At 69.8% G+C, this 14,251-nt stretch carries 11 protein-coding genes; 9 read left to right on the plus strand and 2 right to left on the minus strand.

The genetic code is table 11. From position 1 onward, the window contains the following. The first annotated feature begins 20 nt into the window (after positions 1 to 20). Genes EOV43_RS06630 through EOV43_RS06645 form a run of 4 tightly spaced genes read left to right on the plus strand, consistent with a single transcriptional unit; the run spans position 21 to position 2,157 of the window. Positions 21 to 833 (plus strand): thymidylate synthase, encoded by an 813-nt coding sequence (locus EOV43_RS06630; protein ID WP_128220367.1) that lies wholly within the window; start codon positions 21 to 23, stop codon positions 831 to 833. Between the two features lie 3 nt (positions 834 to 836). Then, a complete protein-coding gene (locus EOV43_RS06635) occupies positions 837 to 1,370 on the plus strand; it encodes a dihydrofolate reductase (protein ID WP_128220369.1) in 534 nt (177 codons plus the stop codon). After that, complete coding sequence (locus EOV43_RS06640) at positions 1,367 to 1,726, plus strand: GntR family transcriptional regulator (RefSeq protein ID WP_128220371.1); 360 nt, start codon at positions 1,367 to 1,369, stop codon at positions 1,724 to 1,726. Before EOV43_RS06635 ends, EOV43_RS06640 begins: the two co-directional genes overlap by 4 nt. Positions 1,727 to 1,770: 44 nt before the next feature. Then, on the plus strand, positions 1,771 to 2,157 hold the full coding sequence (locus tag EOV43_RS06645) for an NUDIX hydrolase (RefSeq protein ID WP_128220373.1): 387 nt from the start codon (positions 1,771 to 1,773) through the stop codon (positions 2,155 to 2,157). An 89-nt stretch (positions 2,158 to 2,246) separates the two neighbouring features. Here the strand turns inward: EOV43_RS06645 and EOV43_RS06650 are convergent, their stop codons facing one another. Next, a complete protein-coding gene (locus EOV43_RS06650; RefSeq protein WP_128220375.1) occupies positions 2,247 to 3,701 on the minus strand; it encodes a protein adenylyltransferase SelO in 1,455 nt (484 codons plus the stop codon). A 238-nt stretch (positions 3,702 to 3,939) separates the two neighbouring features. Between EOV43_RS06650 and EOV43_RS06655 the strand changes: the two genes are divergently transcribed. From EOV43_RS06655 to EOV43_RS06675, 5 genes are all read left to right on the plus strand, one after another. Then, positions 3,940 to 5,196, plus strand: coding sequence for an asparaginase (locus EOV43_RS06655; protein ID WP_128220377.1), 1,257 nt, complete (start codon positions 3,940 to 3,942; stop codon positions 5,194 to 5,196). A gap of 26 nt (positions 5,197 to 5,222) precedes the next feature. Further along, positions 5,223 to 6,884 (plus strand): asparaginase domain-containing protein, encoded by a 1,662-nt coding sequence (locus EOV43_RS06660; protein ID WP_206611413.1) that lies wholly within the window; start codon positions 5,223 to 5,225, stop codon positions 6,882 to 6,884. A 195-nt stretch (positions 6,885 to 7,079) separates the two neighbouring features. Continuing rightward, positions 7,080 to 8,006, plus strand: a complete 927-nt coding sequence (locus tag EOV43_RS06665; RefSeq protein WP_128220379.1) for an LLM class F420-dependent oxidoreductase — start codon at positions 7,080 to 7,082, stop codon at positions 8,004 to 8,006. A gap of 146 nt (positions 8,007 to 8,152) precedes the next feature. After that, a complete protein-coding gene (gene dapA, locus EOV43_RS06670) occupies positions 8,153 to 9,049 on the plus strand; it encodes a 4-hydroxy-tetrahydrodipicolinate synthase (protein ID WP_128220381.1) in 897 nt (298 codons plus the stop codon). An 8-nt stretch (positions 9,050 to 9,057) separates the two neighbouring features. Beyond that, the gene (locus EOV43_RS06675; RefSeq protein ID WP_128220383.1) at positions 9,058 to 10,767 is read left to right on the plus strand and encodes a ribonuclease J; all 1,710 of its coding nucleotides are present in this window, start codon (positions 9,058 to 9,060) and stop codon (positions 10,765 to 10,767) included. Positions 10,768 to 10,852: 85 nt separating this feature from the next. Here the strand turns inward: EOV43_RS06675 and cydD are convergent, their stop codons facing one another. Further along, complete coding sequence (gene cydD, locus EOV43_RS06680; RefSeq protein WP_128220385.1) at positions 10,853 to 14,248, minus strand: thiol reductant ABC exporter subunit CydD; 3,396 nt, start codon at positions 14,246 to 14,248, stop codon at positions 10,853 to 10,855. Between the last annotated feature and the right edge of the window lie 3 nt (positions 14,249 to 14,251).

Below are 14,251 nucleotides of genomic sequence, written 5' to 3' on the forward strand. Positions count from 1 at the left end.
TCGACGGATAAGGTCGGCTCATGCAGCAGTACCTCGACCTCGTCCAGCGCATCCTCACTGAGGGCGTGGACAAGTCCGACCGCACCGGTACCGGCACCCGATCGGTGTTCGGCCACCAGATGCGTTTCGACCTCTCCGCTGGCTTCCCGCTCGTCACCACCAAGAAGATCCACACCCGTAGCGTCTTCGGGGAGCTGTTGTGGTTCCTGCGCGGTGACACCAACGTCGCCTGGCTCCAGGAGCGTGGCATCTCGATCTGGGACGAGTGGGCCGACGAGAACGGCGACCTCGGTCCCGTCTACGGCCACCAGTGGCGCTCCTGGCCGACCCCGGACGGTGGAACCGTCGACCAGATTGCGAAGCTCGTCGACGGGATCCAGAACAACCCGGACTCGCGTCGTCACATCGTCTCGGCATGGAACGTTGCCGACGTTGACGACATGGCCCTGCCTCCGTGCCACTCGCTGTTCCAGTTCTACGTGGCCCCGGCTGCTGACGGCGGGCCTGCGAAGCTGTCCTGCCAGCTGTACCAGCGTTCGGCCGACGTGTTCCTCGGGGTGCCGTTCAACATCGCCTCCTACGCCCTGCTGACGCACATGGTGGCGCAGGTGACCGGCCTGCGCGTGGGCGACTTCGTCCATTCCATCGGTGACGCTCACCTGTACTCCAACCACTTCGATCAGGCCGAGCTGCAGCTCACCCGTGAGCCGCGCCCGCTGCCGAGGCTGGTGCTCAACCCCGACGTCACCGAGATCGATGCCTTCGAACTCACCGACATCGCCGTGGAGGGCTACGACCCGCACCCGGTGATCAAGGCCCCGATCGCGGTCTGAGTGATGACGCAGACCCAGCCTCAGACGCATGCGGGGGAGAATCCTGCCCGCCTCACCCTGATCGCGGCGTACGCACGCAACCGGGTGATCGGTGACGGCCCCGACATTCCGTGGCGCAGCCGCGAGGACTTCGCCCACTTCAAGGCCCACACCGTGGGCCACACCCTGCTCATGGGTCGCGTGACGCACGAGTCGATCGGACGGCCCCTGCCCGGACGCCGCACGATCGTCCTGACCCGCGACGCCGACTGGGTCGCCGACGGCGTCGAGGTCGCCCATTCCCTCCCCGAGGCCCTCGCCCTCGCTGCTCAGCCGTCCACGCTGAGCGACGGGGAGGTCTTCGTCGCCGGTGGTGCACAGGTGTACGCCGCCGCACTGCCGTTCGCGACCCACCAGGTGCTCACCGAGATGCACCTGGAGGTCGAGGGTGACGCCCTGTACCCCACCTTCGAGCTCGACGCGTGGGCCGAGACCCGCCGCGAGCACCACCCTGAGTTGGAGCCGGCCCTGGACTGGGTCTGGTGGGAGCGCCGATGAACCTGAACTTCCTGATCGTCGACCACGACGCCGCCGAGCCGCCGTATGAGCAACTGCGCCGCCAGATCACCGAGGTGATCGACTCCGGTGGCCTTGCCCCGGGCGAGAAGTTGCCGCCGGTGCGACGTCTGGCCGAGGACCTCGGGCTGGCGGCCAACACCGTCGCCAAGGCGTACAAGGAACTCGAGGCGCGGGGAGTCGTCGCGACCCGTGGACGTGCCGGGACCACCGTGCTCGGTGCGGGTGCGGACCGAGCGGCGCGCGAGGCTGCCGCCGTCTACGCCCGGACCGTGCGCACCCTGGGGCTCAGCGAGGCCGACGCAGTGGGACTGCTCACCCAGGCCTACCGGACCTGAGCACCGCCCGTGGCCACGCACATGTCGCGGGGGAGAATGGGCAGGTGCCCACGATCGTCGTCTCCGCCGTAGCCCTCGTCCGCGACCGCAGTGTCCTCACCGTCCGCAAGCGCAACACCAGCCGGTTCATGCTGGTGGGTGGCAAGCCCGAGGTGGGGGAGACCCCGCTGGAGTGCATCCTGCGGGAGACGCGTGAGGAGACCGGGCTCGAGCTCACCGACGTCGAGCTGCTCGGCGAGTTCACCTCCGACGCCGCCAACGAGCCGGGCCACCTGCTGAACTCCACCGTCTACACCGCGGCCTTCGACGCCGAGCCCGTGATCGCGGCCGAGATCGAGGAGATGCGCTGGACGTCGTTCGACGAGACCTACGACGACCTCGCACCGATGCTGGAGTTCAACGTGCTGCCGTTGCTGCGCGACCGCGCGTGATGGATGGAGTGCGCGACCGCGCGTGAGCTGACGACGAAGGGCCCCACCGCAACCACGGCGGGGCCCTTCGTCATCGCATCGTCCGTTGCTCAGGTGCCGCAGTAGGTGCGGAAGTTCGCCGTGAACTCCGCCGGTGCGGGCTGGGCGAAGTGCTCGCCGCCCTCGATCGCGGTGAACGGGGCGGTGACCGCGCCCAGCAGTGCTTCGAACTGGGTCAGGTCGCCGTCCTCGGCGGCCAGCAGGGCGGCGTCGAGGAGGTGGTTGCGGGGGATGTGGAGCGGGTTCTTGGCGTCCATCGCGTCGGCGTCGGGGGCGAAGGTGAGCCAGGCGTCGAGCCAGAGGTCCATCCGCTCACGGTTGCCGTCGGAGACGATCAGCGACGAACGGTCGCCGCGAGCCACGCCGGAGAGCTGACGGAAGAACGACGTGAAGTCGACGCCGGAGGCCTCGAGGTAGCCGTGCAGGTCGGTGACCAGCGTGGTGAGGGCGTCCTCGTCGAGGCCGTCGCGACCCAGCTCGACGCCGAGCTTGGCAGCCATCTCGGCCAGCCATGCGGCGTTGAAGTGGACCGGGTAGTTCTCCAGGATCGGGGTCAGTGCCTCGACGGCGTCGGCCTCGTTGTCGGTGACGATCGGGAGCAGCGCCTCGGCGAATCGGGCGAGGTTCCACTGGGCGACGCTGGGCTGGCCCCCGAAGGCGTAGCGCGAGCCGGTGTCGATGGAGGAGAAGACGGCTGCGGGGTCGTAGCCGTCGAGGAAGGCGCACGGGCCGTAGTCGATGGTCTCGCCCGAGACGGTCATGTTGTCGGTGTTCATGACGCCGTGGACGAAGCCGACGCTGATCCACTTCGCGATCAGGGCGGCCTGGGCCTGGACGACGTGGTCGAAGAGCTCCACCGGCGGGTTGTCGGCCTGGACGGCATCGGGCAGGTGTCGCTCCAAGGCGTGGCGGGTGAGCTTGACCAGGACGCGCATCTGGTTGGAGGCGCGGGCGAACTGGAAGGTGCCGACCCGGATGTGGCTCGCGGCGACCCGGACCAGGACGGCGCCCGGGTGGGTGCCGTCCTCGCGGACGACCTGCTCGCCGGTGGCCACGACGGCCAGTGCGCGGGTGGTGGGGATGCCCATGGCGTGCATGGACTCGCTGAGGAGGTACTCGCGCAGCATCGGGCCGACGGCGGCGAGTCCGTCGCCGCCACGGGAGAGTTCGGTGGGGCCCGAGCCCTTGAGGTGGAGGTCGCGGAGTCCGGTGTCGGTGCGGAGTTCGCCGAGCAGCATCGCGCGACCGTCGCCGAGGGCGGGGGAGTAGCCGCCGAACTGGTGGCCGGCGTAGCGCATCGCGACGGGCTTGGAGCCTTCGACGGGAGCCAGGCCCAGGAGGAACTGCAGTCCTGCGTCGCTGCGCAGGAACGTGACGTCGAGTCCGAGCTCGACGGCCAGGGCCTCGTTGAGGACGAGGAGACGCGGTGCGGGGGCAGGGGCGGCGGTCGCCGGAACGGTGAGTTCGGGGACGTCGTCGACGTAACGGTGCTCGAGCTGGATCACGGTGACCACGCTACCGGCGTGCCGTTCACGGGCCGGATCCGCGCCGTCACTGCTGTTTCCGGAGGCTGTTCCGTGTGGTTCCGGGTGGGAACGATCTCCTGAAACAAACCCAGTCTTTTTGAAACATCAATGAATCAGGAATGACGTCGAGGTGTCATGGCGGCTGCCTACCTTCATCCGTGGGGGGACCAACGAGGTCCCGGCACACGGGACTTCGTCGATCGAGGATGGAGTTCGCATGGATGTGAAGAAGACGAGGGCAGCACGTCTGGTGCGTCGCGCCTGCGCCGCCACCGCGGCCGCCGCAGTCGGCGCGACCTGTGCGGTGGCGTTGGTGAGCAACAGCGACGTGGCCGACCACGGCGAGCCCCCGGCGGGGGAGGCACTGCAGATCCGCAGCGTCGCCTACCAGCAGGCCGTCCTCAAGGCCGCCGACCCGCAGGTCAAGCCCAAGGTCACCGTCGTCGCCACCGGCGGGACGTTGGCCGGCAAGGCGAACGGCCGGACCGCCTACGGCTCCTACCGTGCGGGTACCTACGCCATCGCGGACATGCTCGACGTCATGCGTCCCGAGGTCGATGCAGTGGCCGACGTCGACTCCGTGCAGTTCGGCAACGGCGGTTCGTCGTCGTACACGATCGAGAAGTACCGCGAACTGACCATCGCGGTGGAAAAGGCTCTCGAGACCGCTGACGGTGTCGTGGTGACCACCGGCACCGACACGATGGAGGAGTTCGCCTACTGGCTCGACCTCACCGTGCAGTCGAAGAAGCCGGTCGTGATCACTGGTGCGATGCGTCCCTGGGCTGCCGGCGCGACCCCGGACAAGGACCCGGTGATCGGGACGGACGGTCCCGCCAACCTCTTCAACGCCGTGAAGCTCGCAGCAGGTCAGCAGACCTACTGCTTCGGCACCGTGCTGATGCTCAACGACGAGATCCACACCGCCCGTGAGGTCCGCAAGGGCAACACGACCCGGATGAACACCTTCGAGACCCCGCTGCTGGGCCCCGCGGGCTGGATCGACCAGAGCGCCACCACCCTGCGTCGGGCCCCGGCCCGGATGGAGAACTGCGACAGCAAGGCGTGGTTCACGCCGTTCGACATGGACGAGATCTCTGCCGCCGACCTGCCCAAGGTCGAGATCGCCTACGCCTACCAGGGCGCCAGCGGCGCCGGCATCACCGCTGCGGTCGATGCCGGAGCGAAGGGCATCGTCACCATGGGCACCGGCACCGGTGGCCTGAGCGGCACCATGGGCGCAGCCCGCACTGCTGCGATCGCCAAGGACGTCTGGTTCACGACGACGTCCCGCACCGGAACCGGCACCGCCTCGGCGTCGTCGTCGAAGGGAATGATCTCCGCCGGCGACCTGCAGGGGCCCAAGGCTCGTCTCCTGCTGCTGCTCTCGCGTGCTGCCACCGCCGACATCGCCCAGGCCCGCACCTGGTTCAACACCATCGGCAACCCCCAGTCCACCTACTCCGCCGAGTGAGCGGGACGAGACGAACGGTGAATGACATGAACACCACCCTCCGCATCGGCCGTGGCCGCACCCGCACCTTCGCCGCGGGCGTCGTGACCGCAGGCCTCGTCGCCGCAGCTCTCCCGGCGCTGCTCACCCAGAGCGCGCAGGCAGGCGTCAGCGCCGGCATCACGCTGCCCTCCACCAGCTACCAGCAGGCCGTCCTCATGGCCGCCGACCCGCAGGTCAAGCCCAAGGTCACCGTCGTCGCCACTGGCGGCACCCTGGCCGGCAAGGCCCGCGGCGACCGCGCCAGCTTCGGCTCCTACGCCGCCGGCACCTACGGCATCGGCGACATGCTTGACGTCCTCAAGCCCGATCTCGACGGCGTCGCCGACGTCGACTCCGTGCAGTTCGGCAACGGTGGTTCGTCCTCGTACACCATCGAGAAGTACCGCGAACTGACCATCGCGGTGGAGAAGGCCCTGGAGACCGCTGACGGTGTCGTGGTCACCACCGGCACCGACACGATGGAGGAGTTCGCCTACTGGCTCGACCTCACCGTGCAGTCGAAGAAGCCCGTCGTCATCACTGGTGCCATGCGCCCCTGGGCTGCTGGCGCCACGCCGGCCGACTCGATCGTGCTCGGCACCGACGGCCCGGCCAACCTCTTCAACGCCGTGAAGCTCGCAGCAGGTCAGGAGACCTACTGCTTCGGCACCGTCCTGATGCTGAACGACACCATCCACGCCGCCCGTGAGGTCCGCAAGGGCAGCACGACCCGCATGGACACCTTCGAGTCCCCGTCCGGTGGCGCACTCGGCTACGTCGACGAGAAGGCCACGGTCATCAACCACGCTCCCTCGCGTGCCGCTGACTGTGACACCGACGCGTGGTTCACGCCGTTCGACATGGCGAAGATCGCCGCGGCCGATCTGCCCAAGGTCGAGATCGCCTACGTCTACCAGGAAGCCTCCGGCTCGATGATCGACGGCTTCGTGGCCGACGGAGCCAAGGGCATCGTCACCATGGGCACCGGCACCGGTGGCCTGAGCGGCACGATGGGCGCCTCGCGCACCGCGGCGATCGCCAAGGACGTCTGGTTCACGACGACGTCGCGCACCGGCACCGGCACCGCGTCCGGCTCCAGCGCCAAGGGCATGATCTCCGCCGGAGACCTGCAGGGTCCCAAGGCGCGTCTCCTGCTGCTGCTCTCCCGCGCGGCCACCGACGACATTGCCCAGGCTCGCACCTGGTTCGACACCATCGGCAACTCGCCCGCGGTCTGGAAGCCGGCCGCAGAGCCGACCCCCGAGCCGACCCCCGAGCCGACTCCGGAGCCGACGCCGACCCCGGAGCCGAGCGCGACTCCGACTCCGACCACGAAGCCGACGCCGACCACTCCGGCCAAGCCCGTCCCCGTCGTCACCACCACGACCGTCAAGGTCACCGGTGCCGTCAAGGTCGGCAAGAAGATGAACGTCACCGTCGTCGTCAAGGGCACCGACGGCAAGGCTCCCGTCGGCAAGGTGACTCTCAAGGTCAACGGCGCCAAGAAGAAGACCGTCGCCCTCAAGGCCACTGCCAAGGGGCGCGTCACCACGACGCTCCCGGCGCGCTCCAAGGCCGGCACCGTGGGTGTCGAGGCTGTCTTCACCCCGAGCACCGCCAACACCCACCGCTCGGTGGCGGTCGCCTGGCGCAAGGCCACCAAGTGATGTCTGGCGTGTGCGTCCGCTAGCGGCGCAGCACTCCAGCAGCACCCGGCAACACCCCAGCAACACCGCAGCCCCGGTCCGTACCGACCGGGGCTGCGGCGTGTGTGCTCTTCGGTCCTCGGTCCTCGGTGCTCAGGGGGACGGTTCTGTCCGCGCAGGCTTGGCCCCGTCCCCGGCACCGTGCAGGCTTGGGCCATGGAACTGCGCATCTTCACCGAACCCCAGCAGGGCGCCACCTACGACGACCTCCTCGCGGTCGCCCGCACCGCCGAGGAACTCGGCTACGGAGCCTTCTTCCGGTCCGACCACTACCTGACGATGGGCGGCGACGGCCTGCCCGGTCCGACCGACGCCTGGACGACCCTCGCAGGTCTCTCGCGTGACACCACCAGCATTCGCCTCGGCACCCTGATGACCTCGGCGACCTTCCGCCACCCCGGCGTCCTGGCCATCCAGGTGGCCCAGGTCGACCAGATGAGCAACGGCCGGGTCGAGCTCGGTCTGGGTGCCGGCTGGTTCGGCGAGGAACACTCCGCCTACGGCATCCCGTTCCCCGACACCCGTGAGCGGTTCGACCGCTACGCCGAGCAGCTCGCGATCGTGACCGGTCTGTGGGCCACGCCGGCGGGGGAGACGTTCACCCATGTCGGCGAGCACTACACGCTCACCGACTCCCCGGCCCTGCCCAAGCCCACCCAGGAGCGGGTGCCCGTGCTCGTCGGCGGCCACGGCAAGAAGCGCACCCCGGCGCTGGCAGCGCGGTACGCGGACGAGTTCAACGTCCCCTTCGCCTCCGTCACCGACACCGCTGCGGCCTACGCCCGAGTCGACCGCGCCTGCGAGGAGATCGAGCGTGACCCGGCGACGCTGGTGCGCTCTGCCGCGCTGGTGCTCTGCGTCGGTCGGGACGAGGCCGAGATCGCCCGTCGCGCCGCCGCGATCGGCCGCGAGGTCGACGAACTGCGCCTCAACGGTCTGGCCGGCACGCCGGAGGAGGTGCTCGCGAAGATCGGGACGTACCGCTCGATCGGCACCGACCGGATCTACCTCCAGGTGCTCGACCTGGGCGACCTCGACCACCTCCGTCTGGTGGCTGCGGAGGTCATGGCTCACCTCGACTGAGGTCGCCGACCTCGTCCGGACGCGACCCGGCCGGGGCCCGACGGGCACCTGTCGGGCCCCCGGACGGGGTAACGACTCGTGCACGACGTGGCCCAAGCGCGGTGGCGGTCGCAGCGGACGGGGGAAGGAGCGATAACCTGTCCTTCATGAGCACTGCACCCGCTGCCCCCTTCGGACGTCTGCTGACCGCCATGGCCACCGCGTTCAAAGAGGACGGCTCGGTAGACCTCGACGCCACCGCCCGGATCGCGGCCCACCTGGTCGACAACGGCAACGACGGAGTCGTCGTCTCCGGCACCACCGGCGAGGCACCCACCACCACCGTCGCTGAGGACGCCCAGATCCTGGCCGCCGTCAAGGACGCGGTCGGTGACCGCGCCAGCGTCATCGCGGGTGTCGGCACCAACTCCACCGCCCACTCGATCGAGCTGGCGCAGAACGCCGCCAAGATCGGCGTGGACGGCATCCTGCTGGTCACCCCGTACTACAACAAGCCGTCGCAGGCGGGCGTGCAGCAGCACTTCGCCCAGGTCACCGCGTCCTCCGACCTCCGGGTGATGCTGTACGACGTGCCCGGCCGCGCCGGGATCACCATCTCGGAGGAGACCTACGCCAAGGCGATCCAGGATGAGCGCGTGGTCGCCGTCAAGGACGCGTACGGTGACATGGTCCGCGCCACCCGCCTCACCGACATGGGTTACGCCGTCTACTCCGGCGACGACCCGGCCACGCTCTCCTTCCTCGCCCACGGTGCCGTGGGCCTGGTCTCCGTCGTCGGCCACGTCGCCGGCACCGAGATCAAGCAGATGATGGAGACCTTCCTCGCTGGCGACCACGTCGGCGCGCTCACGATCTTCCGCCGGCTGATGCCGGCATTTGACGCCGTCATGGGCGTCCCGAACTACGGCGCAACCACCGCCAAGGCCGCCCTGCAGCTGCTGGGGGTCCTCGACAACCGCACCGTCCGTGGACCGCTGGTCGCACTGGACGATGCCGAACACGAAGCCCTGCGTGAAGGCCTCGCGGCCGCAGGCCTGATCTGAGGAACTGCATGACCTACGCCCGTACTGACCTGACCACCCCGCCGCCGCTCGCCGAGGGCGCGCTCCGCATCATCCCGCTGGGTGGTCTGGGCGAGGTCGGTCGCAACATGACCGTCTTCGAGTACGGCGGTCGCCTGCTGATCGTCGACTGCGGCGTGCTCTTCCCCGAGGAGCACCACCCCGGCGTCGACCTGATCCTCCCCGACTTCGAGGCGATCCGTGACCGCCTCGACGACGTCGAGGCGCTCGTCCTCACCCACGGTCACGAGGACCACATCGGTGCCTCCCCGTACCTGCTGCGTGAGCGTCAGGACATCCCGTTGGTCGGTTCCAAGCTGACCCTCGCGCTCCTGGACTCCAAACTGCGTGAGCACCGCCTCAAGCAGACCGTCCACCACGAGGTCAAGGAGGGCGACCGCATCGCGTTCGGTCCCTTCGACCTCGAGTTCGTCGCGGTCAACCACTCCATCCCGGACGCCCTCGCGGTCGCGATCCGCACCGGCGCCGGCATGGTGCTGCACACCGGTGACTTCAAGATGGACCAGCTCCCGCTGGACGGTCGCATCACCGACCTGCGTGCCTTCGCCCGCCTCGGCGAGGAGGGTGTGGACCTGTTCCTCACCGACTCCACCAACGCCGAGGTGCCCGGGTTCACCACCCACGAGAAGAGCATCGGCCCGGTCCTGGACCGTGCGTTCTACAAGTCCGAGCAGCGCATCATCGCGGCCTGCTTCGCATCCCACGTCCACCGCGTCCAGCAGATCCTCGACGCGGCCGTCACGCACAACCGCAAGGTCGCCTACGTCGGTCGCTCGATGGTCCGCAACATGCAGATCGCCAAGGACCTCGGCTACCTGACCGTCCCCGACGGCGTGCTGGTCGACGCCAAGGAACTCGCCAAGCTCCCCCCGGAGCGTCAGGTCCTGATCTCCACCGGTTCTCAGGGCGAGCCGCTCTCCGCGCTGTCCCGCATCGCCCAGCGCACCCACTCCTTCGTGGACCTGGAGGAGGGCGACACCGTCATCCTCGCCAGCTCTCTGATCCCGGGCAACGAGACGTCGGTCTACCGCGTCATCAACGGCCTGCAGAAGCTCGGAGCCAACGTCGTCCACAAGGGCAACGCCCTGGTGCACGTCTCCGGCCACGCCAGCGCCGGTGAGCTCCTGTACTGCTACAACATCGTCAAGCCGCGCAACGTCATGCCGGTCCACGGCGAGGTGCGCCACCTGCGCGCCAACGCCGACCTCGCGATCGAGACCGGCGTCCCGGCCGAGAACGTCGTCCTGACCGAGGACGGTTACGTCGTCGACCTCGTCGACGGCAAGGCCTCCGTGGTCGGCAAGGTCGAGTGCGGACACGTCTTCGTCGACGGTCGCACCGTCGGTGGCGCATCGGAGTCCTCGCTCAAGGACCGCCGCATCCTCGCCGAGGAGGGCTTCATCTCGATCATCACGGTGGTCGACTTCGAGACCAAGCAGGTCGTCAAGGGTCCCGAGATCGTTGCGCGCGGTTTCGCCGAGGAGGAGTCGACCTTCGACCAGGTGAAGCCGCAGATCATCAAGGGTCTCGAGGCTGCGCTGGCCGACGGCGTCACCGACGCCTACACGCTCCAGCAGAACACTCGTCGCGTGATCGGTCGTTGGGTCAACAAGGCACACCGTCGTCGCCCGATGATCGTCCCCGTCGTGATGGAGATCGGTCACGAGCGTTGCGGCTGATCCGCGCCTGACGTGACGCGAAGGGCCCGTCCTCGGAGAGTTCTCCGGGGACGGGCCCTTCGCCGTTCTCGGCCGTGACGAGCGATCAGGCGACCGGTTCGGCCACTGGCCCCAGCCGCAGGACGTGGTCCATCTGGTCCAGCCCCACCGTGCCGTGAGTGATCCAGAGCACCGAACGCCGGGTTCCGGCGACGTCGTCACCCAGGAGTTGGGCGGTGACGGCGCGCGCGGTGTCGGTGTCCAGATGTGCGGTGGGTTCGTCGAGCACCAGCACGGGCTGGTCGGCGAGCACGGCACGGGCCAGCGCGATCCGGGCCCGTTCGCCACCGGAGACGTGCGCGTTCCCTTCGCCGACGAGGGTGTGGATGCCGTGGGGGAGCGCGTCGATCCAGTCGCCCAGGGCGACCTGACGCAGAGCGGTCTCGACCTCCGCGTCACTCGCGGTCGGGCGTGCCAGACGGACGTTCTCGACGACGCTGGAGGTGAAGACGTAGGGGTCGTCGTCGACCAGACCGACCCGGCTCCGGACCGCGTCGGCGGTGAGCGTCTGCACGGGTGCGTCGTCCCAGGTCACCTGACCTTCGGCGGGGTCGAGGAAGCGCATCAGCACAGCGGCGAGGGTGGACTTTCCGCAGCCGCTCGGGCCGACCAGTCCGACCCGGGCGCCGGGTGTGAGATCGAGAGAAACGCCAGACAGCGCAGGCGTGGTGCCCCACCCGGCCGTCAGGTCGGTCACGGCGAGCGAAGGGTGCTGTCCGAGGACGTCCACTGCTCCCGGGGCGTCGGGAGCGACGGTCGGGGCCATCTGCTCCACGGCGTCGAGACGGGCCCGCGCGGTGCGGGTCCGGACCTGCACCGCGGCGGCGTCGACGAGCGGAGCGAGGGCGTCGGCCAGCGCCAGCGGCAGCATCACCAGCAGCGCTGCCAGAGGGCCCGACAGAGTGCCTGCAGCCAGGGCGTCCTGCGTGGTGAGGGCCGCGAGGACGACCCCCAGGCCGGTGGCGAGCACCACGACCGCGTGTCCCAGGCCCACGGCCCGGGCTGAGCGGGCCGCGGCGGATCCCAACCGACGGGCGGCCACGTCGACCCGGTCGAGAGCGTGGTCCTGGGCGCCCCAGGCCACGTACTGGCGGACCGAGGAGAACCAGTCCTCGCTCTGCACCGACACCTCGGCCCGGGCGGTGACGAACTCGGTCTCGGCAGCAGCCACGCCGCGCCGCGTCAGCAGGAAGGCGGTGGCTGCCACGACGCAGACACCGAGAACGACCAGTCCGGTCGTGGGGTCGAGGATCGCGGCCAACGTGGCAGCCACCGCACACACGAGCAGCGCAGTCCACAGCGGCTGACGGACCCGGAGCTGTTCGTCGACCAGCAGGTCGACGTCGTCGACGACCTGCGTCAGCACGTCACCGCGTCGCACACCCAGACGGCCCGGAGCCAGCGGCACGAGGACGTCGTAGATCCGGGCGCGGCGCTCCGCGAGCTGGCGGAACGCGGCGTCGTGGGAGACCAGGCGTTCCGCGTAGCGCAGCACCGGACGAGCCAGCCCGAAGGTACGGACCGCGACGATCGCCACCATCAGCATCAGCACCGGCGGGTGCTCTGAGGAGCGGGTGATCAACCACGCGGCGGTGGCGGTCAGTGCAGTTCCCGAGAGGGTGGAGAGGGCACCGAGGACGATGCCGGTGCGGAGCCCGAAGCGCGACGGCACGAGGTCAGGGATGTCGCTGGCGGGCGCCGGAGCCTGAGCGGCTGTGCGGAGGTCCGCGAGGGGCGGTGTGACGGCGGCCGGGAGGTCCTTGCGGTGGATCGGCGCCGCAACTCGCATCACCACGTCGGCCGCGTCCACGACGCTGTCGCGATGGGCGACCACGACGACGAGGCGGTCCTGCGCGAGTCGGGCGAGGGTGCGCAGCAGCACTGACTCGGACGCGGTGTCGAGGTGCGCGCTGGGCTCGTCGAGCAGGACGACGGGGCGCTCGGAGAGCACCACGCGGGCCAGCCCGAGGCGGGCACGCTGACCGGCGGAGAGCCCTGCGCCGTCCTCACCGAGTGGGGTGTCCAGACCCAGGGGGAGGGCACGGACCACGGTGTCGAGGTCGACCGTGGCCAGAGCCGCGTACAGGTCCGCAGGCGCAGCGTCAGGCCGCCCGATCAGCAGGTTCTCGCTGATCGTCGCCGCCGTCAGCCACGGCCGCTGGGGCGCGGTCGCGACGCGGCGTCGCCAGGAAGCCGGGTCGACGAACTCCAGCGGGGTGCCGTCGACGGTCACCATGCCGGTGCTGGGCGTGAGTTCGCCGGCGATCACCGCGAGCAGGGTCGACTTCCCGGCGCCCGAGGGCCCTGCGACCGCCACGAGTCCACGCTCGGGGAGGGCGGCCGAGATCGGGGCGAGCGCCGCCGTGGAGCGTCCGCGGTAGGTGAGGCTGACGTCGTGCAGCACGATCCGTGGACGCGCGCTGACGGCGTTGCCGGGGCAGAGCGCCGCGGGCCGGCGGACGTCGGCGGGCACGTGGGTGGCGTGGGCGGTGGCATCGGCCAGCAGCGCGGTGGCGGCGACGAAGGTGGTGGTTCCCTCGGCTGCGGAGTGGAACTCAGCACCCACCCGGCGCAGGGGCCAGTACGCCTCGGGTGCGAGCAGCAGCACGACGAGGGCGGTCTCGAATCCGATCCCGCCGGCCGCGAGGCGCAGGCCGACCGTGACCGCGACCAGTGCGACCGAGATGGTCGCGATGAGTTCGAGAGCGACGCTGGAGGCGAACGCGACCTTGAGGGTGTCGAGGGTGGCGCGCCGGTGTCGGTCGGTGACCTCACGTACGCGCGCCGACTGGGCGGTGGCCCGCCGATGGGCGACGAGGGTGGGGAGACCACGCACGACGTCGAGGAAGTGGCCGGCCAGGGCTGACATCGCCTGCCACTGCTCGTCGGCCTTCTCCCGGGTGCTGACACCGATCAGGATCGCGAAGACCGGCACCAGTGGCAGTGTGCACAGGATGACGAGACCCGCGATCCAGTCGAGCGCGAAGACTGCCCCCAGGGTGGCGACCGGCAGCACGACGGCCAGCACCAGCGAGGGCAGGTAGCGGGTCAGGTAGGGCTCGACTGCGGTGACGCCGCGGGTCGCAAGCGTGGTGAGTTCACCCGTGCGTCGCCCGGAGAGTTCGAGCGGGTCGAGCTGTGCGGCTGCCTCCAGGAGACGACGGCGCAGCACCGTGGAGACCCGGGACGCAGCGGCGGCGCCGGTGACGGTGACCAGCCACGTGGTCACGGCCCGGCCCGCCAGGACGAGGACGAACCACCGGGCGGGGGTGTGCCAGGCCTGCGAGGCGGGGTCGGTGACCAGAGCGACGATCAGTGCCCCGATCGCGAACGCCTGCGCGACGGCCAGCAGACCCTGCACCGCTCCGGCGACCAGCCCGAGGACGAGAGGTCGCCTCGCGGGAGCGAGGTGGGGGAGCAGTGCAGGGTCCAGTGGCTTCACGGT

The sequence above is a fragment of the Nocardioides yefusunii genome (genome assembly GCF_004014875.1).
GTDB lineage: Bacteria > Actinomycetota > Actinomycetes > Propionibacteriales > Nocardioidaceae > Nocardioides > Nocardioides yefusunii.

Excerpts from the sequence above, each read along its gene's own strand:
- EOV43_RS06660 (WP_206611413.1), top strand. The coding sequence starts at position 5,223 with ATGAACACCACCCTCCGCATCGGCCGTGGCCGCACCCGCACCTTCGCC.
- EOV43_RS06635 (WP_128220369.1), top strand. The coding sequence starts at position 837 with ATGACGCAGACCCAGCCTCAGACGCATGCGGGGGAGAATCCTGCCCGC.
- EOV43_RS06665 (WP_128220379.1), top strand. The coding sequence starts at position 7,080 with ATGGAACTGCGCATCTTCACCGAACCCCAGCAGGGCGCCACCTACGAC.
- EOV43_RS06640 (WP_128220371.1), top strand. The coding sequence starts at position 1,367 with ATGAACCTGAACTTCCTGATCGTCGACCACGACGCCGCCGAGCCGCCG.
- EOV43_RS06630 (WP_128220367.1), top strand. The coding sequence starts at position 21 with ATGCAGCAGTACCTCGACCTCGTCCAGCGCATCCTCACTGAGGGCGTG.
- EOV43_RS06655 (WP_128220377.1), top strand. The coding sequence starts at position 3,940 with ATGGATGTGAAGAAGACGAGGGCAGCACGTCTGGTGCGTCGCGCCTGC.
- EOV43_RS06675 (WP_128220383.1), top strand. The coding sequence starts at position 9,058 with ATGACCTACGCCCGTACTGACCTGACCACCCCGCCGCCGCTCGCCGAG.
- dapA (WP_128220381.1), top strand. The coding sequence starts at position 8,153 with ATGAGCACTGCACCCGCTGCCCCCTTCGGACGTCTGCTGACCGCCATG.